The organism is Enterococcus sp. LJL51 (assembly GCF_049894025.1).
In the GTDB taxonomy this organism is placed as follows: domain Bacteria; phylum Bacillota; class Bacilli; order Lactobacillales; family Enterococcaceae; genus Enterococcus_L.
In genome coordinates this window covers 35,933-61,029 of the sequence record NZ_JBNEQE010000017.1, presented here as the reverse complement: position 1 = coordinate 61,029, position 25,097 = coordinate 35,933, and the positions used below count along the sequence as shown (strand labels likewise).

26 protein-coding genes are annotated in these 25,097 nt (G+C 40.9%); 17 read left to right on the top strand and 9 right to left on the bottom strand.

Translation table 11 applies throughout. The annotated features are described in order from the left end of the window. The first annotated feature begins 3 nt into the window (after positions 1 to 3). Entirely contained in the window at positions 4 to 651 is a 648-nt protein-coding gene (locus ACPWSO_RS14445) for a response regulator transcription factor (RefSeq protein WP_426084284.1), read from the top strand. Beyond that, positions 652 to 1,770 (top strand): sensor histidine kinase, encoded by a 1,119-nt coding sequence (locus ACPWSO_RS14440; RefSeq protein WP_426084283.1) that lies wholly within the window; start codon positions 652 to 654, stop codon positions 1,768 to 1,770. Between the two features lie 423 nt (positions 1,771 to 2,193). Here ACPWSO_RS14440 and ACPWSO_RS14435 read toward each other — a convergent pair whose 3' ends face one another. Together ACPWSO_RS14435 and ACPWSO_RS14430 are read right to left on the bottom strand one after the other, a co-directional pair. Continuing rightward, on the bottom strand, positions 2,194 to 3,120 hold the full coding sequence (locus ACPWSO_RS14435; protein ID WP_426084282.1) for a LacI family DNA-binding transcriptional regulator: 927 nt from the start codon (positions 3,118 to 3,120) through the stop codon (positions 2,194 to 2,196). A gap of 15 nt (positions 3,121 to 3,135) precedes the next feature. Beyond that, the gene (locus tag ACPWSO_RS14430) at positions 3,136 to 3,417 is read right to left on the bottom strand and encodes a hypothetical protein (protein WP_426084281.1); all 282 of its coding nucleotides are present in this window, start codon (positions 3,415 to 3,417) and stop codon (positions 3,136 to 3,138) included. Positions 3,418 to 3,572: 155 nt separating this feature from the next. Here ACPWSO_RS14430 and lacD (ACPWSO_RS14425) point away from each other — a divergent pair, with 155 nt between their 5' ends. The 12 genes from lacD (ACPWSO_RS14425) to ald all read left to right on the top strand — a co-directional run bounded on the left by lacD (ACPWSO_RS14425) (position 3,573) and on the right by ald (position 15,030). Beyond that, the gene (lacD, locus tag ACPWSO_RS14425; RefSeq protein WP_426084280.1) at positions 3,573 to 4,559 is read left to right on the top strand and encodes a tagatose-bisphosphate aldolase; all 987 of its coding nucleotides are present in this window, start codon (positions 3,573 to 3,575) and stop codon (positions 4,557 to 4,559) included. 391 nt (positions 4,560 to 4,950) lie between these two features. After that, complete coding sequence (locus ACPWSO_RS14420; RefSeq protein ID WP_426084279.1) at positions 4,951 to 5,391, top strand: PTS sugar transporter subunit IIA; 441 nt, start codon at positions 4,951 to 4,953, stop codon at positions 5,389 to 5,391. A gap of 2 nt (positions 5,392 to 5,393) precedes the next feature. Then, complete coding sequence (yajC, locus tag ACPWSO_RS14415; RefSeq protein ID WP_426084314.1) at positions 5,394 to 5,690, top strand: preprotein translocase subunit YajC; 297 nt, start codon at positions 5,394 to 5,396, stop codon at positions 5,688 to 5,690. 125 nt (positions 5,691 to 5,815) lie between these two features. Continuing rightward, positions 5,816 to 6,292 (top strand): PTS N-acetylgalactosamine transporter subunit IIB, encoded by a 477-nt coding sequence (gene agaV / locus ACPWSO_RS14410; RefSeq protein ID WP_426084278.1) that lies wholly within the window; start codon positions 5,816 to 5,818, stop codon positions 6,290 to 6,292. A 21-nt stretch (positions 6,293 to 6,313) separates the two neighbouring features. Continuing rightward, positions 6,314 to 7,117 (top strand): PTS mannose/fructose/sorbose/N-acetylgalactosamine transporter subunit IIC, encoded by an 804-nt coding sequence (locus ACPWSO_RS14405; protein ID WP_426084277.1) that lies wholly within the window; start codon positions 6,314 to 6,316, stop codon positions 7,115 to 7,117. After that, the gene (locus ACPWSO_RS14400) at positions 7,107 to 8,150 is read left to right on the top strand and encodes a PTS system mannose/fructose/sorbose family transporter subunit IID (RefSeq protein WP_426084276.1); all 1,044 of its coding nucleotides are present in this window, start codon (positions 7,107 to 7,109) and stop codon (positions 8,148 to 8,150) included. Before ACPWSO_RS14405 ends, ACPWSO_RS14400 begins: the two co-directional genes overlap by 11 nt. Positions 8,151 to 8,467: 317 nt before the next feature. Beyond that, positions 8,468 to 9,190 (top strand): GntR family transcriptional regulator, encoded by a 723-nt coding sequence (locus ACPWSO_RS14395; protein ID WP_426084275.1) that lies wholly within the window; start codon positions 8,468 to 8,470, stop codon positions 9,188 to 9,190. Between the two features lie 33 nt (positions 9,191 to 9,223). Then, a complete protein-coding gene (gene agaS / locus ACPWSO_RS14390; protein ID WP_426084274.1) occupies positions 9,224 to 10,387 on the top strand; it encodes an SIS domain-containing protein in 1,164 nt (387 codons plus the stop codon). Between the two features lie 179 nt (positions 10,388 to 10,566). Further along, the gene (gene nagA, locus ACPWSO_RS14385) at positions 10,567 to 11,718 is read left to right on the top strand and encodes an N-acetylglucosamine-6-phosphate deacetylase (RefSeq protein ID WP_426084273.1); all 1,152 of its coding nucleotides are present in this window, start codon (positions 10,567 to 10,569) and stop codon (positions 11,716 to 11,718) included. Between the two features lie 26 nt (positions 11,719 to 11,744). Continuing rightward, positions 11,745 to 12,743, top strand: coding sequence for a tagatose-bisphosphate aldolase (gene lacD, locus ACPWSO_RS14380; RefSeq protein WP_426084272.1), 999 nt, complete (start codon positions 11,745 to 11,747; stop codon positions 12,741 to 12,743). Between the two features lie 104 nt (positions 12,744 to 12,847). Continuing rightward, positions 12,848 to 13,786 (top strand): hexose kinase, encoded by a 939-nt coding sequence (locus tag ACPWSO_RS14375; RefSeq protein ID WP_426084271.1) that lies wholly within the window; start codon positions 12,848 to 12,850, stop codon positions 13,784 to 13,786. A 128-nt stretch (positions 13,787 to 13,914) separates the two neighbouring features. Continuing rightward, entirely contained in the window at positions 13,915 to 15,030 is a 1,116-nt protein-coding gene (ald, locus tag ACPWSO_RS14370) for an alanine dehydrogenase (RefSeq protein ID WP_426084270.1), read from the top strand. 129 nt (positions 15,031 to 15,159) lie between these two features. Here ald and ACPWSO_RS14365 read toward each other — a convergent pair whose 3' ends face one another. Continuing rightward, on the bottom strand, positions 15,160 to 15,732 hold the full coding sequence (locus tag ACPWSO_RS14365; protein ID WP_426084269.1) for a GNAT family N-acetyltransferase: 573 nt from the start codon (positions 15,730 to 15,732) through the stop codon (positions 15,160 to 15,162). Between the two features lie 34 nt (positions 15,733 to 15,766). Further along, positions 15,767 to 16,183: a hypothetical protein gene (locus ACPWSO_RS14360; RefSeq protein WP_426084268.1), complete on the bottom strand. Its 417-nt coding sequence runs from the start codon at positions 16,181 to 16,183 to the stop codon at positions 15,767 to 15,769. 146 nt (positions 16,184 to 16,329) lie between these two features. Here ACPWSO_RS14360 and ACPWSO_RS14355 point away from each other — a divergent pair, with 146 nt between their 5' ends. Continuing rightward, positions 16,330 to 16,905, top strand: coding sequence for a DUF6434 domain-containing protein (locus tag ACPWSO_RS14355; protein ID WP_426084267.1), 576 nt, complete (start codon positions 16,330 to 16,332; stop codon positions 16,903 to 16,905). A gap of 163 nt (positions 16,906 to 17,068) precedes the next feature. On the opposite strand, the gene ACPWSO_RS14350 is transcribed toward ACPWSO_RS14355, so the two are convergent. The 4 genes from ACPWSO_RS14350 to ACPWSO_RS14335 all read right to left on the bottom strand — a co-directional run bounded on the left by ACPWSO_RS14350 (position 17,069) and on the right by ACPWSO_RS14335 (position 21,001). After that, positions 17,069 to 18,589: a UDP-N-acetylmuramoyl-L-alanyl-D-glutamate--L-lysine ligase gene (locus tag ACPWSO_RS14350; protein WP_426084266.1), complete on the bottom strand. Its 1,521-nt coding sequence runs from the start codon at positions 18,587 to 18,589 to the stop codon at positions 17,069 to 17,071. A gap of 500 nt (positions 18,590 to 19,089) precedes the next feature. Continuing rightward, positions 19,090 to 19,773 (bottom strand): DUF3862 domain-containing protein, encoded by a 684-nt coding sequence (locus tag ACPWSO_RS14345; RefSeq protein WP_426084265.1) that lies wholly within the window; start codon positions 19,771 to 19,773, stop codon positions 19,090 to 19,092. A 375-nt stretch (positions 19,774 to 20,148) separates the two neighbouring features. Then, entirely contained in the window at positions 20,149 to 20,331 is a 183-nt protein-coding gene (locus tag ACPWSO_RS14340) for a hypothetical protein (RefSeq protein ID WP_426084264.1), read from the bottom strand. A gap of 487 nt (positions 20,332 to 20,818) precedes the next feature. After that, positions 20,819 to 21,001, bottom strand: coding sequence for a hypothetical protein (locus ACPWSO_RS14335; protein WP_426084263.1), 183 nt, complete (start codon positions 20,999 to 21,001; stop codon positions 20,819 to 20,821). Between the two features lie 502 nt (positions 21,002 to 21,503). Here ACPWSO_RS14335 and ACPWSO_RS14330 point away from each other — a divergent pair. After that, positions 21,504 to 23,153: a putative polysaccharide biosynthesis protein gene (locus tag ACPWSO_RS14330; protein ID WP_426084262.1), complete on the top strand. Its 1,650-nt coding sequence runs from the start codon at positions 21,504 to 21,506 to the stop codon at positions 23,151 to 23,153. Between the two features lie 94 nt (positions 23,154 to 23,247). Continuing rightward, positions 23,248 to 23,979 (top strand): pseudouridine synthase, encoded by a 732-nt coding sequence (locus tag ACPWSO_RS14325; RefSeq protein ID WP_426084313.1) that lies wholly within the window; start codon positions 23,248 to 23,250, stop codon positions 23,977 to 23,979. Positions 23,980 to 24,164: 185 nt separating this feature from the next. On the opposite strand, the gene ACPWSO_RS14320 is transcribed toward ACPWSO_RS14325, so the two are convergent. Next, entirely contained in the window at positions 24,165 to 25,004 is an 840-nt protein-coding gene (locus tag ACPWSO_RS14320; protein WP_426084261.1) for an NAD(P)H-hydrate dehydratase, read from the bottom strand. Positions 25,005 to 25,097 lie beyond the last annotated feature (93 nt).

Below are 25,097 nucleotides of genomic sequence, written 5' to 3'. Positions count from 1 at the left end.
AAAATGAAAACTATTCTGATTGTTGAAGACGATCATAAGGTGAATCAGTTGATTTATACGAGCTTAAAGATTGCAGGATACACTTGCTTCCAGGCCTTTTATGGCATGGAAGCTCTTGCTGTTTTGAAAAAAGAAAGCATCGATTTGATTCTGCTTGATGTTCAGCTTCCAGATATTGATGGCTTCTCACTATTTTCAAGCATGAAAAAGGTACCGGTTGTCTATTTAACCGCCCGGGATGGTGTGGAAGATCGGGTTAGAGGATTAAATCTGGGGGCAGAAGATTATATCGTTAAACCGTTTGCGTTAGATGAGCTGATTGCCAGAGTTCAAGTAGTTTTGCGGAGGTTTCATTCAGAAATGGCGTTGGAAGTTGGCGGCTGGCAGGTTGATCTGAAGAAACGGCAAGTATTTTGTGAGACGCAGTCAGCTGATTTGACTCCACAGGAATTTGCACTGCTGGAAGTGTTTGTGGTCAACAAAAATATGGCTTTGACCAGAGAACAGCTGCTGCAAGCCGCTTGGGGTTTTGATTACTTGGGGGACGAGCGTACGGTGGATGTCCACGTTCAGCGCTTAAGAAAAAAACTGGGCTTGGAAAAGCAGCTGGTGACAGTATATAAAATCGGCTATAGACTGGAAGTGGTCTAAATGGTTTTGTGGAAGAAGAATTTCTTTTTTATATTCACACTTTTTCAGGGGCTTATTTTTGTCTGTCTGCTTTTTTTTGTAAGCTATAGTTTTCAACAGGCGTTGAATAAAGAAGTACGCAGTTTTAGAAGGCTAGTTCAAGATAACGGCTGGATTGCTCAAAAGCTGACAGCTGATGACTTGTCATTAGTATCTAGGGAAATAGTTCTTTCTACCTATTTGCAGCAAGAAATTTCTGTCGAAATAAGGCGGGAGGACGGTACGGTTCTGTTATCGTTGAATGAAATCGAAAAAATGCCGGCTTTTGAGGAAAATCAGCTATCTGTATTTAAGGAGTCGGGAAAGCATTTTCTTACTTATAGCAGTTCGCTTTTCCTTCAGGGAGAACCAAGTGAAATATTTTATGCAAAAAATGTGAGCTTTTTATATGAGGAGCAGCAGATACGTATTTTTCAGAGTTTGATTTTTGGGCTGGGTCTGTCTACCGTGATTAGTTTGATTATTTATTGGCAGATGAAGAAAATTTATAAACCTGTCCAACAGATTTCTCACGAGCTTCGAACGCCGTTGACCTTGATCTCTGGATATTCAGAGCTGATGATTCGAATGAAATCAACAGAAGAAGAGAAACTCATGATGAGTCAGGATATATTGGATGAAACCAGACATCTGCAGGAAATCATTGAGCAGCTGCTTCTGATGGGAGAGCTGAAGGAAGGTACCGTAGCTAAAGAGCCAATTTATCTAACTGAATTATTGACTAGTTTACAGGCAGATTATCCTTTTCAGTTGGTTCGTAGTTTTAAAGAAGAGCCTGTGGTTGGAAATCGTATCTTACTGCTGAGATTATTAGATAATCTATTGAGAAATGCATTTAATGCTAGTACGCACGTGGAAATTATCATTAAAGCAAAAGAGCTGGTTATTTCAAATGGGGGAAAAGCTATTCCAGAAAGCAAGTTAAAAAAGCTGAACAGGGGAAAGAAGCTTCATCCTTCGGAATATGAGGGCTCAGGTCAGGGATTTATTATCTGTCGGGATATTGTACTTCTTCATCAAGGGAAAATAAGAATTGTATCGAATGAACTGGGAACAAAAGTTATCGTGAACTTTCCGTAGGAAAAATAAAAGAGCACGTGAAATTAATCAAGTCTAGATTTACTTTCGCATCTAATTTCAAATGAAAAGACTAAGATTAGAGGAGGTTGTGATAAAGTGTTCAGCTCCGAGACTCAAGCAGGTACTGTTTTAACATTAGCTCGTCCCTCGCTGTGCTTTACAACGACGAGAAAATTGTCAAGAAACACTCCGAAGAAACTGAGTAGCTGTTGATTGATACCTACTTGGTGCGTACAAATTTTTGCTAAATTTCAGCTTGTTGCTGAAGAATTTACTCCTGTGGTTACTCGTCGCAGTTAAGTGTGGGTATGTGTTACTGTCCCACTGCTTATTCGGATTTAAGCAGACTAAAAGTCTGGGAATTTAGTTTATGCCCCAGACTTTTAAGGTTCTTCGGAATAACCGCTTTTACCTCGTTCTTTTTTAACGTTGAATAAAGGTGTACGGAATGGACAGACGTGAATTGTTTTCCTTGAACACCAGCTGAAAAGCGGCTTCACCACAGCGGTCCAGATGATGATCAATGGTTGATATATTCAAGAGCTTGCTTGCCAGCAGATTTTCTTCACCGATAATTTCTACAATGGGGTTATTAAGTGTTTGAAGAATGCCAGCAGCAACTTCGTCGCTATTTGTCAGGATAGCGTCGATTTTTTTAGTTTTTGAAAAGAAAAGGCCGGCGTTGAGACCGTCTGTGTAGCTTTGGCAGTTTGTATAGACCATCTCTGAAGCCGGCGGTTGACCAAACACCTGCTGATAGGCGGCTAAGACAACCCGGCTGCTTGGGCTGATAGAGGGATTTCGGCCGATGACGATTCCAACGGCAGAAGTTCCTTTTTGTTTAAAATAGCGAAAGACTTCTTGATAAGATTCCATTCGACCGAATGATACGCAGGAAATTGGATAAGTACCAGTATCCTCGCAGCAGACGATTGGACCGTATTTTAAATAGCTCTGAATCGTTTCGAGAGGTGTTAGCTTAGAGGTGATAATCAGTCCATCGAAAGCTTTGGCAGCCAGCTGCTCCAGACAGTCTTTTTCTTTTTCAAGGTCATAATCGGTCGGCAGTAAGGTAATTTTATACTCTGCTTTGAAAGCAGCCTTCAAAATACCGCTGATAATCTTTTCATAATAAGGAACGTTGGCATGTGGAATCATTACGCCGATTGTTTTTGATAAGCCGCGGCTGAGTTCTCTGGCGCGTGCATTGGGGAAATAATCCAGTTCTTTAATAAGTGAAAGAATTTGTTTTCGTTTTTCATCAGCTACATAAGGATGGTTATTCAGGACGCGTGAGACAGTAGTGACGGAACATCCTGCTAAGCGGGCGATATCTCGAATGGTTGTCATGAGTACCTCTCTTTTTCAACGGTGTAAAACAGCTGGTATCTGCTGTTGTATGTAGTCTACAACAGCATTACCGTAGTCTACGAAGCAGTAGTTTTCTGTATCGTATAGAAAGCTCAGAGAGCACGGATTGTCTTGCTGAGTTACATCGGATAGTTGAGTCAAGTCTACCGTTTTATCCAAATATTTACAACAGCTGTTGAGGCTGGTCAGCTTCATTTGATGATTAGTGATGGAGACAGAAACAAAATAGTACTCAGTTCCTAAGGTGTCGTGCAGTTCTAAAATGGTTTGAATCATAAAAGTTCCCCTCCTTGTTTTTTCTACTATACGTTATGAAACGCGTAACAGGTCAAGGGTAAAAATCAGGAAAGGTCTTCTTTTTGTAAAATTCTTTTTTCCGGCATATACTCAAGTTGAGTACTGCAAAAATTACTAAAGGGGGAACAATCTCTATGTTGAAATTGAGTGAAGGAAAAAAAGCGGCTCTGGAACGATTGTCTACGGAAGCCGGGGTGATTGAAGCGCTGGCGATTGATCAAAGAGGTTCGTTAAAAAAAATGATGGCTGGTTTTGGCGAGTTGAACCCTGAGGAAAAAATTGTTGATTTTAAAGAAGCGGCTTCAGAGGAACTGACAAAGTATGCATCAGCTATTCTGCTGGATCCTGAATATGGATTGTCAGCTGCTAAAAAGCGGGCTGACAATTCTGGATTGCTCTTAGCGTATGAAAAAACTGGTTATGATGCAAATACGCCGGGTAGACTGCCTGATATTCTGGAGGACTGGTCCGTGCATCGGTTGAAAGAAGAAGGAGCAGATGCTATTAAGTTTTTACTTTACTACAATCCTGATGATGATAAAAAAATTAATCATTTGAAGCATGTATTTATTGAACGCTTGGGAAGTGAATGTCTAGGGGAAGATATCCCGTTCTTCTTAGAGATAGTGACCTATGATACAGAGGTTGCTGATGATCATTCTCCGGAGTTTGCTCAAATCAAGCCGAGAAAAGTGATTGAATCAACCAAGGAATTCTCAAAACCTCAATATCATGTAGATGTTCTAAAACTAGAAGTTCCTGTAAATATGAATTACGTTGAAGGATTTTCCGATAAAGAACCTTTGTATAGCCGGGAGGAAGCATTAGGCTACTTTAAGGCGCAGAGCGATGCAACAGAGCTGCCGTTTATTTTCTTAAGTGCTGGAGTAACTATGGAGCTGTTTCAAAAAACTATCCAGTTTGCAAAAGAAGCTGGATCAACATTTAATGGTGTTCTTTGCGGCCGGGCAACCTGGCGGGATGGAGTAGAGCCTTATGTAATAAAAGGTGATGAAGCTGGACGAGAGTGGTTTAATACACAGGGAAGACAAAATATCGAAACATTAAATTCAGTAGTAGAGCAAAGCGCCCGTTCTTGGCGGGATAAAGTAATGAAATAAAAAATTAGATAACAGAGAAAGGCGACTACATCAAAAGTGTTTTATCTCAAATCATAGAAGTGATACAAGGAAACAACCACTCCTTTTTTTAGTATAAAACGATTTGCTTTTGAATAGGCAGCCTCTGAAACAATGCTTATTAAGGCCTGAAGGACGTACTACAGTCAGTTTGACTAGTGGTATAGTCCTTTTTTTGTTATAAGTAGTGGGATTTACTGATGATTAACTGGTATTAATAATATAACCTCTTTTTGTTTGTTTACTGATCCTTTTTCCTATTTTTTAACAGTTTTCTTTAGAAAAAAATTGACTTTGTAAGCGTTTTGGTATTATACTGATATTGTGGTTACTACCAGTTGAGTTTTTAATACCAGTGAAAGGAAGTGAAAACATGATTGGATGCATTGTGACAGGACATGGCAGCTTTGCTCCGGGAATGATGGGAGCAGTAGAAATGATTGCTGGTCCACAGGAAATGTTTGAAGTGGTACCTTTTCATGAAGAACAGCCGTTGGAAGTGTTTGAAGAAGAGATGAAACGAACGCTGACAAAGCTTTTGGAAGAAACAGATGGTGTAGCGGTTTTCTCTGATTTGATGGGTGGTACGCCATTTCGGACAGCGATGCTTTTAGCAGCAGACAAGGAGCAGGTAGAGGTTGTAGCAGGGACAAATCTTCCTTTGCTGATTGAAGGAAGCGGTCTACGCTATACATTTAGTTCAGCAGATGAATTTTTGGAGGCAATCATCGAAATCGGGAAATCTGGTTTGGTCCATGCGAAGCTGGATTTGTCTGAGAATGAAGAAACTGAATCTGAGGAAGAGGGGATTTAGTGATGTGGCAAAGTATACTGGCATCATCTGTTGTTATGATTGTTTTTTTACTGGTTATGGCAGTCGGCTATTATCTTCTCAATTATAAAAATGTAAAAAGACAAAAGGATCACTATCGGAAGCTTCATCAGGATTTGGCAGTGGGACAGCAGATTATTTTTTTAAACGGCGTTTATGGAACCTTGATGAGAGTCGGTGACGAGACTGTTGACGTTAAGGTGAAGTCGAATGCTGTGATGGAAATATCAAGATTTGCCGTTACAGAGATTGTTAAATCAGCTAGTTCTGATAATAAATAATCGTTGTAAATTCTGTAAAAGATTCTCTGTACGGGAAGTCACGCTTAGTCTGTAGTGTAAAGAAAAGGCGATTGAACTGCATTTGAAATCTTTTGCGGAAATTATATAGGAAGGAGATAGGAACAATGCCCAATATTTTATTAACACGTATTGATAATCGTTTAATCCACGGACAAGTAGCAACACAGTGGAATGGTTCTATCGGTTCTAATCTGATTCTAGTAGCAAATGATAAGGTAGCAGGTGATAAAGTTCGGCAGGGATTGATGGACATGGCAGCTCCAAACGGAGTAGCAACACGTTATTTCAGCCTGCAAAAGACAATTGACATTATTGGCAAGGCATCAGCAAATCAGAAAATCTTTATCATTGTTGAAAGTCCTGAGGATGCATTGACTTTAGTAGAAGGAGGAGTGCCAATTAAAAAAGTGAACATTGGAAACATGCATATGGCGGAAGGGAAGCGTCAAGTAGCAACAACAGTTGCAGTGGATGAGGCAGATGTTGCCGCATTCAGAAAGTTGCAGGAATTAGGTGTTGAGCTGGAAATTCGCCGGGTACCGACAACACCAGTAGAAGACACGGGCAAACTTTTTAGTTAAAACTAGGAAGGAGATAAAAAAATGGATTACAATATTTTACAGATCTTATTAGTATTTTTAGTGACATTTATTGCAGCGATTGATCAATTCAGCTTCCTTGAATCCTTATACCAGCCAATTGTAACTGGTATGGTGATTGGGCTGATTTTAGGTGACTTACAAACAGGGCTGATAGTAGGGGGAACCTACCAGCTGATGACTATCGGGAATATGCCGGTCGGCGGAGCACAGCCGCCAAATGCGGTAATTGGGGGAATTATGGCTGCTGTTCTGGCAATTACTTTGAAGCTGGAGCCAACAGTAGCAGTAGCAACTGCGATTCCATTTTCTCTGTTAGGACAATACGGTGTTACTTTAATTTTCTCTTTAATGTCTCCAGTAATGACAGTGGCAGACAACTATGCTCATGAAGGAAATACTAAGGGAATTGACCGGATTAACTATTTAGCGATGTTGGCTTTGGGTTCAATTTTTGGCATTATCGTCGTATTATTCTTTATCGGCGGACAAGCATTCGGTCAAACCGTGGTTGATGCTATTCCTGAATGGCTGATGGGCGGCTTAAGTGCAGCTGGTGGAATGATGCGCTATGTTGGGTTTGCTATCCTGCTGAAAGTAATGGTTTCCAGAGATATGTGGGGTTTCTACTTCTTCGGGTTTGCCTTAGCAGTCATCGTAATGGCAGCACCAAGCTTAAGCGGACCAGCGTTGATTATCCTGGCGTTTATCGGTTTTGCTCTGGCGTTCTGGGATTATCAAATTCAAACGAAATTCAAGCAAACGGCTTCTGCGAATAACTTCGGAGGTGACGAAGATGGCATATAATATTCCAGATAACTATCAAAATACAACACCAGCAGCTCAGCTGGATAAAAAGACCTTAAACAAAATGGTTTGGCGTTCGTTATTCCTGCAGGCCTCTTTTAACTATGAACGGATGCAGGCTGGCGGCTGGCTTTACTCTATCCTTCCCGGGTTGAAAAAAATTCACGGGGATAACAAAGATGATTTATCTGCTTCAATGAGCCACAACCTGGAATTTTTTAATACACACCCGTTTTTAGTAACGTTTGTTATGGGGATTGTTCTATCTCTTGAACAAAATAAGACAGACATTCCAACGATTCGTGCAGTTCGGGTTGCAGCAATGGGACCTTTAGGCGGTATCGGCGATGCATTATTCTGGTTTACGCTGGTGCCGATTACTGCGGGAATTACGTCTAATATGGCAATTGACGGTAATATTGCTGCGCCATTCATCTTCCTGTTGGTATTTAACGTTGCTCAGTTCGCTCTTCGTTTCTTCCTGATGAACTGGTCTTATAAGCTGGGAACAGATGCAATCGGTGTTCTGACGGAAAATGCTAAAGAATTTACTAGAGCAGCAAGTATTTTAGGGATTTTTGTAGTAGGGGCTCTGACCTGTGTATATGGGGCAACAAAAGTAGATGTTAAGATTCCAAACGGAACAACCAATGCTCTTTACTCTGTAACTGAAGTTGTTCCGGCAGCTGAAGTAAGCAAATTTGATGAGTATATCTACAAAAAAGATGACGACGGCAATCTGACAGATGAAATTCAGGATGCAGGTACAGATCAAAAAGCGTTAGGTGTAAAAGAATTGGCGACTGGCGAATTTGAAGTTACTTACAACCAGAATGAAACAAAAGATGTAACAATCAATATTCAAGAAATTCTGGACGGGATTCTGCCTCAGATGATTCCACTGGCCGTTACCATGATGCTTTACTTCTTCCTGGCTAAGCGCGGCTGGACGCCTCTCAGATGTATTGGGCTGATTCTTATCCTTGGCTTAGTTGGTTCTGGATTTGGACTATGGCCGTCTATCTGGCCATAAATGAGCCGCTGACTATAGTAATTAAAGTGTGACTGCAGGCGGAAGGGGTGTGACATTGATATAACCCTATTCTCTAAACTTGAATAAACGGTGTTTCGTTCCAATCCACTATACTTCGAGAATGGAGCGAAGCGGGAACCGTAGAGGTAGGTAGAATCATTCTGTCGCAACCTCAGTGTCTGCAGTCTTTTCTTTCGATCTCTAGAGTAAGTAAATCACCTTAGTTTGTCTGCTGCTTTCTAAAATCGTTGAAATTCGATGAAAGAATGATAAACTTATCATGTGGTTACGACCACTTGATTCGGGAGGGGAAGACTTTGGAAAGAAAGAGAAGACAACCACTGTATGATCAGCTGGTTGATTTATTGAAAGAACAGATTGAAACAGATTTGGAGCCCCATGCTATGCTGCCGTCTGAACGGGAGCTGTCAGATAAATATGGATTAAGCCGTACAACAGTGCGTTTGGCACTGCAGGAGCTGGAGAAAATGGGCTATATTTATCGCCAGCATGGAAAAGGCACCTTTGTTTCATCCATAAGTCAGGAAGTAACAAACTTAACTGGCGGCTACAGCTTTACTGAGCAGATGAGACAGCTGGGCAAAGAGCCGAATACCGCTATTCTAGAATACCGAATAGTAGAAGCTAATAAATTCTTTGCTGAGCATTTAAATCTTTCGCTCGGTGAAAAAATTATCAAAATTAAACGCTTGAGAAGTGCCGATGGCATGCCTATGATGGTTGAACGCTCGTATTTACCCTATAAAAAATTTATGAGAATGAAAAAAGAAGATTTAGAGAAAAAACCGCTGTATGACATTTTTGCTGAAGATTATAGTGAAACAATCAAGCTGGCGGAAGAAGAGTTTTATGCAAGTATTGTAAGTGATAATGATGCGAAATTATTGGAAGTGCCTTATAGTGCCCCCAGCTTAAATTTAGTTCGAACGACCTATAATATCAAAAATGAGGTCATTGAATTTACGCTGAGTGTCGCACGTGCAGATAAATTCCGTTATAAGGTACGCCATGTTCGCTGACTAGTTTACTAAGACCAAGGAGGCGCATGCTGAATGTTCGAACAAGAGGCAGAGACTTTAGAGAAAATGGGCGCTGAGATTACAACTCGTGAAATCAGACAACAGCCGGAATTATGGCAGGAAACAGTCGCTATCTATCGTAAAAATGAAGCTGCTGTTTCAGATTTTCTTGCACAAATTAAACAGGAAACCAATGATAAAATACGCGTGATTTTTACGGGTGCCGGGACCTCTCAATATGTGGGAGATACTTTAGTCCCCTACTTAACCCGGAACGGAGATAGCAAGAAATTCTCCTTTGAAAGCATCGGAACAACCAATATTGTAGCAGCTCCGTATGATTATCTGCTGCCGGACGAGGTAACCATTTTAGTTTCATTTGCCCGCAGCGGAAATTCACCGGAGAGCTTAGCGGCAGTGACGGCCGCGAATAAAATCGTAAAGAATATTTTTCATATTACGATTACCTGTGCGCCTGATGGTCAGCTGGCTGCGGCAGCTGCAGGAAATGAACGGATTCAGCTGTTGCTGATGCCTGAGCGATCAAATGATAAGGGCTTTGCGATGACAGGCAGCTTTACTTGTATGACATTGATGGGCCTATTGATATTTGATTTGACTTCTCTGGAGCAGAAGGTGAAATATGTAGAGGCAATGAGTGAAATGGGTCAGGAAGTGATTCAGCGTGAAGCGGAGATTCAGGCGCTGTTAAAATCTGATTTTCAACGGCTTGTTTACTTAGGCTCTGGGGCTCTTGCAGGACTAACGAGAGAATCTCAGCTAAAGGTTTTAGAGCTGACAGCTGGAAAAATTGCCACTGTTTTTGATTCATCATTAGGCTTCCGTCATGGGCCAAAATCTTTTGTTAATGAGCATACACTAGTCTTTGTTTTTGTAAATAACGATCCTTATACACGGCAATATGATTTGGATATTTTAGAAGAGGTTCAAGGGGATAAAATTGCTGCCGAAGTTATCGGGATAGGTCAGGCCGGAGAAACAGCTTTCTCTGGAACACAGTTTACTTTTACGAATAAAGAGCTGTTGCCAGATGCCTATCTGGCACTTCCAGATGTGATGTTTGCTCAAACTGTGGCATTGAACAGTTCAATTAAAGTCGGTAATACACCAGATACACCGTCTCCAACCGGAACGGTTAACCGTGTCGTTCAAGGTGTAACAATTTATGAGCTTTAGTTTGAAAATAGAAAGCACTGAATCCGGTTGTTGAGTGAAAACAGTCTAACAAAAGGAGTTCAGTGCTTTTTTTGCAGAATAGTATGCATCGTGAATGTGAGAACTGAATAGTGGAAGAACTGGAGAGGCTATCCGTTGGATGCTCTTTGGCTTTTTAGTGACGAAAGGAAGTAAGAGAAATGGCAGAGTATTTTATTAAGGCAGACCGTTTTTTTCTGAAGAGCGGTACAGCTGCAGCGGGCTATTTAGAAGTAACTGATGGAAAATTTGGACGCTATACGAAGGAGCAGCCTTTGGGAACAATTCTTGATTATAGCGGCAGCTGGATAGCTCCCGGACTGGTTGACACACATATTCACGGTTTTTTAGGTCATGACGTAATGGACAACAATTTTGACGGTATTAGAGAAATGTCTAAGGGGCTGCTAAGCTGCGGTGTGACGTCGTTTTTGCCGACAACATTGACAGCTGCAGTAGAAACCTTGAATGAAGTAACGGCTTCTATCGGCGAACACTATCAAGAGGTCGAGGGAGCAAAAATTCAGGGAATCTTTTTTGAAGGTCCCTTCTTTACGGCTGAGCATAAAGGTGCGCAAAACCCCAGTTATTTTTCCAATCCTAATATTGAGGTATTTAATCATTGGCAGGAACTGAGTCATGGGCTTATTCGGAAAATTGCCCTTGCTCCAGAACGTGAGGGAGCAGTTGAATTTATTCAAACCGTGACGAAGCAGGGAGTGACTGTCGCTCTCGGTCATAGTGCAGCGAGTTATGAACAAGCACAGGCTGCAGTTCTTGCCGGAGCATCGGTATTTGTGCATACGTATAACGGAATGAGCGGACTAAGTCATCGAGAACCTGGCATGGTAGGCGGAGCAATGAATACCAAAGAGACCACTGCGGAGCTAATCTGTGATGGGCATCATGTGCATCCGGCAGCGGCTGAAGTACTGATTACGGTAAAGACACCTGAAAAGGTCGCTTTGATTACAGACTGTATGCGTGCAGGCGGTATGCCTGACGGAGAGTATACATTAGGTGAATTCCCAGTTGATGTGAAGGATGGGGCTGCCCGGCTGCAGTCAAACGGCAGCTTGGCCGGCAGTGTTCTGCAGCTCTTTGATGGGGTGAAAAACGTTGTTGATTGGGATATAGCAACGGTTGAAGAAGCCTTGAAGATGGCTTCGCTAGTTCCAGCACAGAGTGTCCATATTGAGGATCGCTGTGGAAGTATTGAAGGGGGACTGCCTGCTGATTTTCTAGTTATTAGTCCACAGATAGAGCTGCTGGAAACCTATGTAGACGGTCGGTCACTATATAAAAAAGATTAATTTTGCAGAATAAAGGAGAAGAAAGTATGCTGAAAATAAGTAAAGCAAAAAAAGAAGCGATGGATAGATTATCTACAGAAAACGGTCTGATTGAAGCGCTGGCAATTGATCAGCGCGGTGCATTGAAGAAAATGATTGGAGCATTTGGTGAAGAGGCTACAGATGAACAGATTAGTGATTTTAAGAAGCTGGTTTCTGCGGAATTAACACCGTTTGCTTCATCAATTTTGCTGGATCCTGAATATGGTTTAACGGGTGCCAAAGCAAGGGCCACTGATGCCGGATTGCTGTTGGCTTATGAAAAAACCGGATACGATGCCTCTACACCGGGACGATTGCCGGACTTGCTGGAAGACTGGTCTGTACGTCGTTTAAAAGACCAGGGAGCCGATGCAATTAAGTTCCTATTATATTATGATGTGGATGAGTCAGCGGAAATTAACCATCTAAAGCATGTATTTACGGAACGCTTGGGCAGTGAGTGCTTTGGCGAAGACATTCCTTTCTATCTTGAACTGGTTTCCTATGATGCTGGAATTACTGATGCATCCTCTGAAGAATATGCGAAGGTAAAAGCACACAAGGTTATTGAAATGATGAAGGAATTTTCTAAGCCTCAATACAAGGTTGATGTGTTAAAGGTGGAAGTGCCGGTGAATATGAATTATGTGGAAGGATTTGCGGAGGACGGTACGAATATCGTTTATTCTCGTGAAGAAGCCTTAGGTTACTTCAAAGAACAAAGCGATGCAACGCACTTGCCGTTTATCTTTTTGAGCGCTGGCGTTTCTGCGGAATTATTCCAGGAAACCCTTGAATTTGCGAAAGAAGCCGGTTCTACGTTTAATGGTGTTCTATGTGGTAGAGCAACATGGAAAAATGGGGTACAGCCGTTTGTGGAAGCAGGAGAAGAAGCTGCCAGCAGCTGGCTGCTTTCTGAAGGTAGAGCAAACATTGAATCTTTAAATGAGGTAGTTAACCGTACCGCCTCCTCTTGGCACGATAAGGTAGAGGTAGGAGAATAATCCGCTATCGGATATGTAAAATAAAAAAATGAGCTGAGATGACTGGTGACGCCAATCACCTCAGCTTTTTTGTAAAGCAGCTTTTATGAAAGGAAGATCAAATAATGATTTTAACAATTACGATGAATCCATCTGTCGATATGTCCTACCCGTTGGCAAGCTTCAAACTGGATACAGTAAACCGGGTGGAAAAGGTATCAAAAACAGCTGGCGGCAAGGGATTAAATGTCTCACGGGTTCTTTCTCAGCTTGGGAAAGAGCTGTTGGCTACAGGCGTGTTAGGGGGATATTTAGGTGCTTATATAAAAGAAAAGCTGACTGAGGAGGGAATCAACCACAGCTTTACGATGATTCAAGAGGAATCACGGAACTCGATTGCTATCCTTCATGACCATGGGCAGCAAACAGAAATTTTAGAGAAAGGCCCAACAGTCTCCCGCGTAGAAGAGGAGCAGTTTTTAGCCCACTACACGGAGCTGCTTGAACATACTTCTTTAGTAACCATATCTGGTAGTCTGGCTGGCGGCTTATGTTCAGATTTTTATGAAGTGTTGATAGGTCTTGCTGCTGAAAAAGGAATTCCGGTTTTGCTGGATACGTCAGGGGCAACACTAAAACAAGCCGTATTTTCTGAGAATAAGCCGTTTTTGATTAAACCGAATGAAACAGAAATAGCTGAGCTACTTGAGGTTGACAGGGCAGGAAAAGAGACGCTTGCAGAGCAGCTGAGAAATCCTGTTTTTAAAGAAATTGATTGGGTGGTCGTATCACTGGGGGCTGAAGGAGCTGTAGCGAAGCATGGGGATATTCTTTATCAAGTGACGATTCCTAAAATAAATGTAGTGAATCCTGTAGGCTCCGGAGATGCTACACTGGCAGGATTAGCAGCGGCAATAGACGGGGGTTATTCTGATGAAGACATTCTAAAATGGGGCATGACAACGGGAATCTTGAATACACTTGAAGAAAAGACAGGCTGTATTAATCCGGAAAATGTAGAGATACATTTTAACAAGATAACCGTAACGAAAATCGAAGAATAAGAAAACAATCGTTCGTTAAAATTATCACAAATACGTAAAACGACCTTGCACATCATTTTTTCTTACCTTATAATTTTTACATAGATATGTGAGAAAATAAAAATCGAATGGAAAAGAAGGTAGAAAGTATGAGAATAGGGATTCCTAAAGAAATCAAAATTGGCGAAAACAGGGTTGCACTGCCAGCCTCTGGCGTACTTGATTTAATCAATGCGGGTCATGAAGTATTTGTGGAAACAAATGCTGGTGCAGGTGCTTCAATCAAGGATGAGGAGTATACAGCGGTAGGTGCAGTAATCGTAAAAACAGCCGAAGAAGCCTGGGAACAGGAAATGGTGCTTAAAGTAAAAGAACCGCTGGCTGAGGAATATCAATTTTTGAGAGAGGATTTAATCCTGTTTACGTACCTTCATTTAGCTGCGAATAAACCATTAGCAGAAGAATTGATGAAAAGAAAAATAAAAACAATTGCTTATGAAAGTGTTCAGTTGGCAGACGGCTCACTACCGTTATTGACGCCTATGAGTGAAGTTGCCGGCAGATTAGCAACTCAGATTGGTGCCCGCTGTTTAGAAAAAGTACCTGACGGGAAGGGTATTTTATTAGGTGGTGTTTCTGGCGTCCGCAAAGGTAAAGTAACGATTATCGGCGGCGGTATATCGGGAATGAATGCAGCGAAGGTCGCATTAGGCATGGGAGCAGATGTTACGATTTTAGATGTAAGTACAAAACGCCTGCAGGAGCTGGATAATCAGTTCAACGGTGGAATCAAAACACTGATGTCCAATCAGTTCAATATTCAGGAAGAGGTTAAAACTTCCGATTTAGTAATCGGAGCGGTTTTACTGCCGGGACATAAAGCCCCTGTACTGGTAACTGAAGATATGGTGAAATCAATGCCGGAGCATTCGGTTATTGTAGATATTGCAATTGATCAAGGCGGGATTTTTGAGACGATTGATCAGGTAACCACTCATGAAAATCCTACGTATGTGAAGCATGGTGTGATTCATTATGCGGTGGCAAATATGCCGGGAGCTGTGCCGCAGACCTCTGCATTTGCACTGGCGAACGCGACATTGCCGTATGTATTAGAGCTGGCGAATAAAGGCTTTGAAGGCAGCTTGAAGGAAAACGAAGCGTTGAAGATGGGGGTCAATACGATTGGCGGAGCGATGACTAATCCTGCAGTTGCAGCTGATTTGAACTTGCCGTATACAGCGGTTTCTACTTTTATTAATTAAAAATTTTTGTTTCTTTGTTTAGCTGCAAAAAAATTTCTGTAAGCTTGAACCGATATCTCTAAAGTTAGACCCAAAACCTAACTTTGGATCATCGGTTCATTTTTTTGGTTCACAGAAATTCGTTGGATTTTAGTCCAACGAGATGGTCGCCCATTCGTTTTTCAGCATTGAATAATAAAGCCGGTCTACATATTCACCATCTATGTAGAAATATTCTCGTAAAGCACCTTCATAAGTAAAGCCGCTTTTTTCAATTCCCCGTTTTGACGGCATGTTTGTGGATTTATGGCAAATTTGTACTTTGTTTAGCTGAACCGTTTCAAAGCCAAAGGCTAAAACTGCGTGTACAGCTTCTGTCATATAGCCCTTATTTTGAAAAGCTGATCCAATACAGTATTCCAGTTCGCCAAAATGATTGGCATCATCAATTAGGAAATAGGCTATTTGACCAATGCATTCATTTGTTTCTTTTAAGCAGACCGCCCACCGATAGTAGGTATTGCTTTGATAACTATCGATCCATTTTTTTAACAAGTCTGCAACCTCTGTAGTTGTATGATAGGTAGGTTCAGAATACATTTTTTGAATAGCTGGGTCGCTAATCCAATTCTTACGCATCGCATGGTTGTCAGCGCTTGTAAATGGCCGCAGTTTTAGACGGGGAGTCTCAATCGTTGTGGTTCCTACATGGATTAAATCCATAGCATGGTACTCCTTTCTGGTTGTTAATCATGCTCTAATTTTGATGAGCGATAAACGGAAAAGGGCTATGTCTTTTTCGAATCAAAACAACACCCAGCAGCAACTGTATAAAACCTATAATAAAGAAGATAAGATGTAAGGCTACAATTTCCCATAGCATGATGCATTGAATGACTATCCATAAGCAGAGAATGCAACCGATAGCTGCCTGATAATATGGAAATTCAGGTAATTTTTTTATTGAAAGAATACCAACTAGAATATTTCCGCCGCTAAGTACCAGCAGCAAAAACAGACCTGGGATCAAGAACGAGGTAAATGGGGAATTAACCAGCATGCTATTGTCGATGCCAACTGCTTCTCTGGCACCTGCATTTAGAGCGAGAAAGCTTCCGCTTGCTGCCCCAAGCCCCATAAGACAATTCAATCCAATAAGCACCCAATAAAACATAATTTTTCCTCCTCTGTTTGTTTAGAAAAAGTATAGCATGAGGAAGGAAGAAAAAAATGAGACTACAGCATGATTTATCAGAAAAAAGCGTGTTTCTAATGATAAAATGGAGAAATAAAACAAGTATAAAGACAGGAGCTGTGACTATGGAAAGACCGATACTTAGCAAGACAATGGATTCAGCAGTATTTTTAGATTTTTATTATTTGAAAGAAGAGCTGGCGGCATTCTGTAGAGAGGAAGGTTTGCAGACTACAGGGAACAAAGAAGCGCTGACAAAGCGAATCGCACACTATTTAGCAACTGGTGAAAAAATCAGAGTCAGTAGTTCTCCAAAACAGAAACCTGTTATACATGAAATTACGTTGGATAAAAAAATCGAGGAGAATTTTGTTTGTTCAGAAATTCATCGGGCTTTTTATAAGGAACAGATTGGAAAGGGCTTCACCTTCAATGTTCAATTTCAAAACTGGTTAAAGCAGCATGCAGGTAAAACATATGAGGAATCTATTCAAGCGTATAAGCAAATTATGGAAGATAAAAAGCAAAATACGACAAAAATAGAGAATCAATTTGAATACAATACTTATATTCGGGATTTTTTTGCAGATAATCAGGAGCGGACGCTGCAGGAGGCTATAAAATGCTGGAAAAATAAGAAGGCGAAAAGTGGTCATAATAAGTATGAAAAAAAGGATACGATGATTCTTAATAAAAATTAGTCTGACTAGAAAAGCAGCTTTAGGGACACCGGTGATCAGGTTTTATGAAATCAAGACAGACTAACGAGGCACTCCCCAAAAGCTGCACTTGAAAACAGCTTTTGAGGAGTACCTCGTAATACCACAGCTTCTTTTAGAATACGGTACGTAGTCAATCCATTGTTTAGTATTTTTCAATAAACTGCTTTGCCAGAAGGTAGTCTCCCTCATAAGGAACATCTTCCTTACCGACTTTTTGATATAGATCAGCACCTTTTCCAGCTAGTACAACAGCATCCTCTGGTGCACTGGCATTCAAAGCAGCTTTGATGGCGCTTGCCCGGTCGATAATGATTTGGACATCAACAGCAGGAAGAATATGCGCCGCAATCTGCTCAGCAATTACCTGAGGATCTTCAGAGGCTGGATCATCTGTTGTTAGAATAGCGATATCTGCCAGCTGAGACAAAACATCTCCAAAATCTTTTCTTCGTGAAATTGCCTTGTCTCCAGTGCTGCCAATCACGACAATGATTTTTCCATTTGAATGCTCTTCTTTTACAAAGCTGAGCAGGTTTTTCAAACTATCATAATTATGGGCGTAATCCACATAAACCTGGGCACCATTCACGTGTGTTAGCTGCTCCATACGGCCTGGTACAGTAGCGGCAGCAATTCCTTGCCGGCAATCTTCTTTGGAAGCACCTGCCAGACGACTGGCGATTGCTGCACTAAGCGCATTTCCTATATTGAAATCTCCACCTAAACGCAGCTGATAGTTTCCAGAGAGGTTAAGGGAATCATTGGCAGCTTGTACAGAGAACGCTAATGAATGCTGAGCATCTTTTGTATAAACATAGTCTGTATCAGCGGCTTTTCCACTGCCATACGTAATCATGGGTGTTTCTGCCATTTCCGCTGTTTCCTTCAATAGTTGGAAATAGTCTGCATCCCGATTGATAATAATTCTTTTAGAATGATGGATCAGCTGTCTCTTACAGTAGAAATAGTCATCAAACGTCGGATGCTCAATTGGACTGATATGATCAGGTGAAATATTCAGGAAAAGTCCGATATCAAAGTTTAGACCATAGACCCGATGTGTTTTATAGGCCTGAGAAGAAACCTCCATGACGAAATGAGACATCCCATTTGCAGCAGCTTCCGCCATCATTCGGTAAAGGTCTAATGATTCAGGTGTCGTTAAATGAGACTTAAAAAAAGTAACACCGTCTAAAGTAGAGTTCATTGTCGATAGCATGGCGGTTTTATGGCTTGTTGACAAATCTAAAATGAATTTTGTAAAATAGGCCGCTGTAGTTTTGCCCTTTGTACCAGTAAATCCAATTAAGGTCATTTTCTTTTGTGGATAGTCATAAAACAGCATACTCAGTACAGCCATAGCTTTTTTTATATCAGTAACAATAAAGCCCAGCTTTGCGGGTACATCGTAAGGTGTTTCGGATACATAAAACTGCAGACCTTCAGTGACGGCAGCTTTTAAATATTCTTCTTTGAAGTTTAATCCTTTACAGAAAAAAAGCGTTTCAGCAGAAACCTTTCTGGAATCATAGGAAAGTGTATCAACTACTGTGTCAGAAAAGGATTCTGATATGGTAAGCGACCAGGTAGTCATTGTCGTCAGCTCTTTTAAAAGCCCTTCGTCCAATAAGCATTGGCGTATGTTGGTTAACGAGATACTCATATTTATAAGCCTCCAAGTTAGTGGGCGTCGCAAAGCTTCACCCCCTTTTTATCATTTCATTCATTATCATACAGTTTCAAGTCAAAAACATCAAGACAACGGCAATCCAGCACTACTAAGGCTGGACTGTTCTAGTTATCAGGAATAGAAAAAATTAAAGAGGGGCTGTGACATTAGTATGCCTCAGTCCCTTAAACCTAGATAAACGGTGTTTTAGAAGTAACTTCTTCGACAATAAGAAGAAAATTCGCAAAAATTTGTGGAACACCAGGTAGGTGCTTGAAGCTGAACCCTTCTGGCACAACCGCCCTCTTTAAATCAAAAAATGTTTCGATAGTCTTCTATATTTTGAGCATCACGGCGGAGTCATACTAAAGGATAAATCCCCAGTAGCTGCCCCTTGGAAACTAAATTGAGCAACGTGAACGGATAGTCATCAATACCGGCTAACTATCTGAGCTGCAGCTTGTCTTACCTGCTCTTCTTCGTAAACGAATGAACTAGTTTACTTGTTCAACAGAAACCGCTGCACCATCGTCAAAATGAATCGTCCAGCTCTGCCCGTTGTCTGTTGTCCAAAATGCAGTAACAGCTGTTACACCGTTGACAAGAGCATCTGTCAACGAGTCCGGCGTGCCAAGATCTTTGACAGCCTGTTCATAAGTGTAGCTTCCGTCAGTAGCAATCCCTTCAAATTTGCTCCCGGCAGGTTTTTCCTTCGTTTCCGATACTAGATTTGAAACATTTTTACCAGTAGCAAAATTATCTTTAAAGTTCACACTGATAGTTGTTTTCCCATTGAATTTATTCCAGATAGCCATTTTTGTTTGCGCCCCGCTCAGTTCAGAGTCTACATTTGAGCTAGGATCGCCCAACAAGCCGACAACGTCATCAAAGCTTGAGCCTTTCACATCTTCTACTAAAGGATCTCCTAGCTGGATTTTGGCATATTTCGCTAGGATATCTGTGGTTGGTTCAGCTGGAGTGCTTGTTTTTGTTGTTTCTTCTGTTGTTTCTGCCGAAGAATCTTTACTGGCTGTATTTCCAAAAGGCAATTCTATCGGGATGAATTTCACAGCTGCGAAGCCGCCGCCTCCAAGTAATAAAAGCAGAAGAAACCAGAACCACCATTTTTTTGTTACTGGTTTTTTCTGCATTGCTCTTCTATCTTCTTTTCTTCCCATCATCATGCCTCTTTTCTAGTCTTTATTATTTAATTCAGCATTTCAATCATACAAATCTTTATTTAGAAATACAAGCTGTTTTTCTAAATATTTGAGAGAAAGAGAACAAAATTTTTATTTGGATTGGGTGGTTGTCTAAGCTAGATAAATCAAGCTGGATTTTTTGCTGAAAAAGAGAAGATAAAAGGAGACTAAACAGGAATTTTGAAAAATAAAAAACTGCTGTCAGGATATTTCCAACAGCAGCACAGAATTATTTTTTTAAACGGATAACATTGATACGCTGTGAGCTATGAAAGACTCTGAATAAGGGAATGCCATTTTCCTGCTCGGAACAAGAGAGGGAAAGATAAGCAAGACAAAAGGATACCTTGTTTAAAGGTCGATATCAATTATATCACTTTCACCGAAAGTTAGAATATTGTCTTTTGTAAGTGGATAAAGAAAGAGGGCGCCCCTAAATCTATTGTTTGGCAAGACATCGATTATTGTAACCCAGGTTTTCTCTGTAGCATTTACCTGAATTAAAATAACTGCTCCTATTCTTAATGGGTCCATAGCTGAACGCCTCCATAGCTAAAGATTGCTCTTTTCAAATATTATACTGCTATAACAAACAGAAATAAATATTTATTTAATAAAAAACAAAAACTATATTTTTGATAATAGTCTTATGAACGCTAGTTGTATTAGAAAATTTCATTAATATAGAGGGGATTCAGTTTAAATGAAAGGATGTGTTTAAGCTTAAATATAAATAATCAACTAGCTATGAGTAGTTTTATTAAAAAAAACAAGAAACTATCAAAAAAAGCGGATAGTCTTCTTGATTGAATTTGAGATGGAAAAGTTGTTCTTGCAGCTGCTCGTCCTATGTAGAGGGGACTATACCAGTACAGTATAGTCATTTGTTTCAGTTGCGGATTTAGATATACTAAAAGTTTAAGGATAGATGATTGTCTCGTATTTGGATGGTATTTCCAAGCTAGGGATTAAGCAGAAATGTTCTCACCTTATTATCTCCATCAAGTCGATAAAGCGTTGCTTATTTTTTTGTTGCTGTTTTAAATGGCTTCAATGCAGAAATGATAACGTAAAAAAGCAGCAGATTAAAAAGGATTACCAGCAAATCACTTAGCTGAATAAGAGAAAATAGTCTAGGCAACAGGTGGATACCTCCCTGAGCCAATAAGATTCCGGCGACTATTGCTAAAGACGAGGGCTTCATAATGTACACACCAGCCTTTCTAAAATTTTTGAATGTATATCGATTATACAGAGAAAAAAGCAGGGAAAACGTCTTTGGAATATATCTTTTCGCCAATGTAGGGGCAGCCTGTCTGTTGTGCTTTTTACTATTTTTGAGGAAACTATAGTTTCTTTAGGAAAGGTATTTAAAATGAAATTGAATCAACTTAATTTGCGGCAGCTGCTGTACCTCTAAAATTCTCGTTGAGAAACGTTAAAATAGTTGTAATAATGAAGGACACAGCTTGACGTTTTTAGTGAAAACAGGTTGACTAGTATTGGGTAGTAAATATGGATTCAACAGATAAAAGATTTGTATTTTTTGTTTGTTTAAATAACTGGAAGCTGCGCAAAATGACGCAGTTGTCACTTTCTCGGGGGAGAATTCTAAGACATCCAAGAATTATTCTATAAATTCATTGCATATCCTTGATTTTACAATTAAAATAAAGGGAGTATGTCTAAGAAAGTTGGAGGAGTAAATGATTAATCAACCAGGGTCTGTAGAACAGCCGGTTTTAACCAATCAGGAGAAGATGGTTAAGGGATCGGCCTGGATGACAGCAAGCAATATCATTTCCCGCTTATTAGGAGCGGTTTATATCATACCATGGTACGCCTGGATGGGAGAGCATGGGGATGAGGCCAACAGCCTGTTTTCCATGGGCTATACGGTCTATTCTCTGTTCCTGCTGATTTCCACTGCTGGAATTCCGGCGGCAATAGCGAAGCAGACAGCCCATTACAATTCCATGAATGAATACAAAATCAGCCGGCAGCTTTTTTACAAAGCACTGCAGATGATGGCTGTTTTAGGCGCTGTTTTTGCACTAGTGATGTATCTTGCCTCTCCATTTTTAGCAAAATGGTCTGGCGGCGGGGAAGAACTGATACCGACAATGCGTTCGCTTAGTCTGGCAGTACTTGTATTTCCTTCCATGAGTGTCATCAGAGGCTATTTCCAAGGAAATCAGGACATGATGCCTTTTGCATTGTCACAAATTGTAGAGCAAATTGCCCGGGTCTTCTACATGCTGCTAACAGCCTTTATCATTATGAAGGTGTTGGACGGCAATTATGTGGATGCAGTAACACAATCTACTTTTGCCGCATTTATCGGAATGATTGTCAGCTTCTTAGTTCTGTATTTTTATATGCATAAGCAAAAGCCGATGTTCGACTATCTGGAAGAGCATAGTGCCAATAAGCACAAAGTATCACCACAGGATCTTTTAATTGAGACGTTTAAAGAGGCAATTCCGTTTATTATTGTTGGATCAGGAGTCACGGTTTTCAAGTTGGTTGACCAGTTCACCTTCTCAAACTTTATGCGCTCCTTTACAACCTATTCTGATACGCAGCTGAGAGAGCTTTTCGGTATTTTTAATGCCAATCCTGACAAGCTTACGATGGTCGTGATTGCGCTGGCCACATCTATCGCGTCAACTGGTTTACCTTTAATTACCGAAGCAGTAACTTTGAAAAACTATCGGGGGTTATCTAAGCTAATCAGCAATAATCTCCAGCTGTTTACATTTGTTATGCTGCCGTCTACTTTTGGTATGATTGTCTTGGCACGCCCTCTTTATACGTTGTTTTACCGAACAGATAATCTGGGAACAAATGTGTTGGTACAAGCCTGTTACGCCGGGCTGTTTTTAGGCTTATATATGCTGGTTTCAAATATGCTGATGGGAATGTATGGAAATCGGGCAGCAATTAAATTCTTTGGTATTGGCTTTGTCGTGAAGCTGTTGGTTCAATATCCTTGTATTCGTCTATTTGAGGTTTATGGCCCACTAATTGCGACAATGATTGGTTTCAGCGTATCAATTTTCCTGATTGTTCGAAAAATCAAAGAGATGTCCCGATTTAATTTAGGCTTAGTTATGCGTCGCAGCTTGCTGATCTTTATTATTAGCTTGATTATGGTGGCGGCAGCCTTTCTTACAAGACAGGTTCTCTACTTATTTTTAAGTCCGGATCGTAAGGTTCAGGCCTTTGTTATTGTCTTGCTGGTAGCAGCGGTAGGGGTTGCTGTATATGGCTACCTAACCTTGAAAATACGGCTGGCAGATCGCCTGCTTGGAAAAAATGTGAATGGTTTGCGCAGCAAAGTTAAAATAAAATAAAAAGTCATGTTGGTTCGAGAGTAATTTCCCGGACCAACATTTTTTTAAGAAAATGCAGGGCGGTTTGTATGAAGCAGGAGGTAAAGAAGATATGATGCGTTTGGATAAATTTTTATCAGATACAGGCTGCGGCAGCCGAAAAGATGTAAAAAAACTGTTAAAACAAGGAGCGATTACAGTTGATGGGAAAATGGTGAAGGACGGTAAGCTAAAGGTCGATGAGCTTATGGATAAGGTAGCATACAACGGTGAAGAGCTGCACTATCAGAAATACTATTACTACATGCTGAACAAGCCGCAAGGGGTTATTTCAGCCACAGAAGATAAATATGATGAAACGGTCGTTGACCTGTTGTCCGATGCAGATTTCAGGGAAGATATTTTTCCCGTTGGACGTCTGGACAAGGATACAGAAGGACTATTGGTTTTGACCAACGATGGCCAGCTGGCACATCGTTTGCTATCGCCAAAAAAACATGTGGATAAAGAGTATTTTGCCCGTATTTCCGGAATCGTCACTGAAGCGGATGTAAAACAGTTTGCAGAAGGTTTTCAGTTGAAAAACGGCGAGGCAGTGAAGCCTAGTCAGCTGTTTATCGATCAGCTGGATGAAAAATTAGGGGAAACAGAGATTCGCCTAGTCATTCAGGAAGGGAAATTTCATCAGGTGAAGCGCATGTTTGAAGCAGTGGATAAAAAAGTGGTGTATTTAAAACGTCTCAGAATGGGACGGCTGATATTAGATGATAGCCTTGATTTAGGGAATTACCGACCGCTGACAAATAAAGAATATCAGCTTTTAGACCCGGATTTCGAGGGAAAATAGCAGTATTTTAGCTAATAGCTGGGCTGTGATAAAATACCGAATTTCAAAAGCATCAACTCTTAGTACAATCTTTTTTAACAGCTGATATTTTCGAGATGGGATCAGTGCTACAGCATTTGGCTGCCGTTTATTAGATTTTGAAATGTGACAGTGTGCCTTGTATCTTGGCTGCACTGTCACATTTTTTATTTCTCTGAAGTTTGTTCATATCGCTTCATATAGGAAGACAGGTGTGTGGAGATGCTTGTTGGCAGGACGACATAGCTGTCTTTTCCCAACTCTTCTCCAATCAGGCTATGGAGATAAACGGCCGCGCAAAGAGCGTGCTCTTTGGCATCAAACTGAGCAATAAAGCTGGCAATAATTCCAGCTAAAGTATCTCCCATACCGCCTGTAGCCATTGCTGGTGTTCCGATTGTATTTAAGTATGAATTATGAGACGTGTAAATTCGAGTGCGATGACTTTTAACTACGATTGAGGCTTGCAGCTTCTGCTGGGTGAGCTGATTATTTTCATCAGTTTGTTTAGCAAGGGGAAGACCGCTGATTCTTTCCCACTCCTTTTGATGAGGTGTAAGGATAATCTGCTCCGGATGATTCAAAGAAACTGCCATATCGGCAAGCAGCGTAATAGCAGAACCATCGATAATTACCCACTGATTTTCCAGCTGATTTCGCAAGACAAACCGCAACAGCTTTCGACTATGATTCTCTAAGCCTAGACCAGGACCGATTAATACAACATCGGCTGTATCTAAAGCTGTCTTAACTAATTCAAGATCGTACCAGTTGATAACCATGGCTTCCGGCAAACGGGCGTGCAGGGGTGCATGGTTTTTTTCCTCAGTAATGACCGTAGTCAGACCTGCACCAGAGGCAACTGCGGCCTGTGCGCTCATGATGATGGCTCCGCCGTATTGGCTGTTTCCTCCGATTAAAACAACCCGTCCGTAGGTTCCTTTATGGCTGTCTTCTGGTCTTTGCCGGATGACTTGGGGCAAAATTTCTCTGGATAGCTGTTTCACAAGCTCCCTCCTTTTCTTTTACAAGTTTATTATAGCGAAAGAAACAGTATTAGAAAAAAATAAAATGCGGCGGCACCTTTTTATTTTTATGAA

Bases quoted from the DNA above. Each gene is read 5' to 3' on its own strand.
- ACPWSO_RS14445 (WP_426084284.1), top strand. From the start codon at position 4: ATGAAAACTATTCTGATTGTTGAAGACGATCATAAGGTGAATCAGTTG.
- ACPWSO_RS14440 (WP_426084283.1), top strand. From the start codon at position 652: ATGGTTTTGTGGAAGAAGAATTTCTTTTTTATATTCACACTTTTTCAG.
- ACPWSO_RS14435 (WP_426084282.1), bottom strand. From the start codon at position 3,120: ATGACAACCATTCGAGATATCGCCCGCTTAGCAGGATGTTCCGTCACT.
- ACPWSO_RS14430 (WP_426084281.1), bottom strand. From the start codon at position 3,417: ATGATTCAAACCATTTTAGAACTGCACGACACCTTAGGAACTGAGTAC.
- lacD (WP_426084280.1), top strand. From the start codon at position 3,573: ATGTTGAAATTGAGTGAAGGAAAAAAAGCGGCTCTGGAACGATTGTCT.
- ACPWSO_RS14420 (WP_426084279.1), top strand. From the start codon at position 4,951: ATGATTGGATGCATTGTGACAGGACATGGCAGCTTTGCTCCGGGAATG.
- yajC (WP_426084314.1), top strand. From the start codon at position 5,394: ATGTGGCAAAGTATACTGGCATCATCTGTTGTTATGATTGTTTTTTTA.
- agaV (WP_426084278.1), top strand. From the start codon at position 5,816: ATGCCCAATATTTTATTAACACGTATTGATAATCGTTTAATCCACGGA.
- ACPWSO_RS14405 (WP_426084277.1), top strand. From the start codon at position 6,314: ATGGATTACAATATTTTACAGATCTTATTAGTATTTTTAGTGACATTT.
- ACPWSO_RS14400 (WP_426084276.1), top strand. From the start codon at position 7,107: ATGGCATATAATATTCCAGATAACTATCAAAATACAACACCAGCAGCT.
- agaS (WP_426084274.1), top strand. From the start codon at position 9,224: ATGTTCGAACAAGAGGCAGAGACTTTAGAGAAAATGGGCGCTGAGATT.
- nagA (WP_426084273.1), top strand. From the start codon at position 10,567: ATGGCAGAGTATTTTATTAAGGCAGACCGTTTTTTTCTGAAGAGCGGT.
- lacD (WP_426084272.1), top strand. From the start codon at position 11,745: ATGCTGAAAATAAGTAAAGCAAAAAAAGAAGCGATGGATAGATTATCT.
- ACPWSO_RS14375 (WP_426084271.1), top strand. From the start codon at position 12,848: ATGATTTTAACAATTACGATGAATCCATCTGTCGATATGTCCTACCCG.
- ald (WP_426084270.1), top strand. From the start codon at position 13,915: ATGAGAATAGGGATTCCTAAAGAAATCAAAATTGGCGAAAACAGGGTT.
- ACPWSO_RS14365 (WP_426084269.1), bottom strand. From the start codon at position 15,732: ATGGATTTAATCCATGTAGGAACCACAACGATTGAGACTCCCCGTCTA.
- ACPWSO_RS14360 (WP_426084268.1), bottom strand. From the start codon at position 16,183: ATGTTTTATTGGGTGCTTATTGGATTGAATTGTCTTATGGGGCTTGGG.
- ACPWSO_RS14355 (WP_426084267.1), top strand. From the start codon at position 16,330: ATGGAAAGACCGATACTTAGCAAGACAATGGATTCAGCAGTATTTTTA.
- ACPWSO_RS14350 (WP_426084266.1), bottom strand. From the start codon at position 18,589: ATGAGTATCTCGTTAACCAACATACGCCAATGCTTATTGGACGAAGGG.
- ACPWSO_RS14345 (WP_426084265.1), bottom strand. From the start codon at position 19,773: ATGGGAAGAAAAGAAGATAGAAGAGCAATGCAGAAAAAACCAGTAACA.
- ACPWSO_RS14340 (WP_426084264.1), bottom strand. From the start codon at position 20,331: ATGGACCCATTAAGAATAGGAGCAGTTATTTTAATTCAGGTAAATGCT.
- ACPWSO_RS14335 (WP_426084263.1), bottom strand. From the start codon at position 21,001: ATGAAGCCCTCGTCTTTAGCAATAGTCGCCGGAATCTTATTGGCTCAG.
- ACPWSO_RS14330 (WP_426084262.1), top strand. From the start codon at position 21,504: ATGATTAATCAACCAGGGTCTGTAGAACAGCCGGTTTTAACCAATCAG.
- ACPWSO_RS14325 (WP_426084313.1), top strand. From the start codon at position 23,248: ATGCGTTTGGATAAATTTTTATCAGATACAGGCTGCGGCAGCCGAAAA.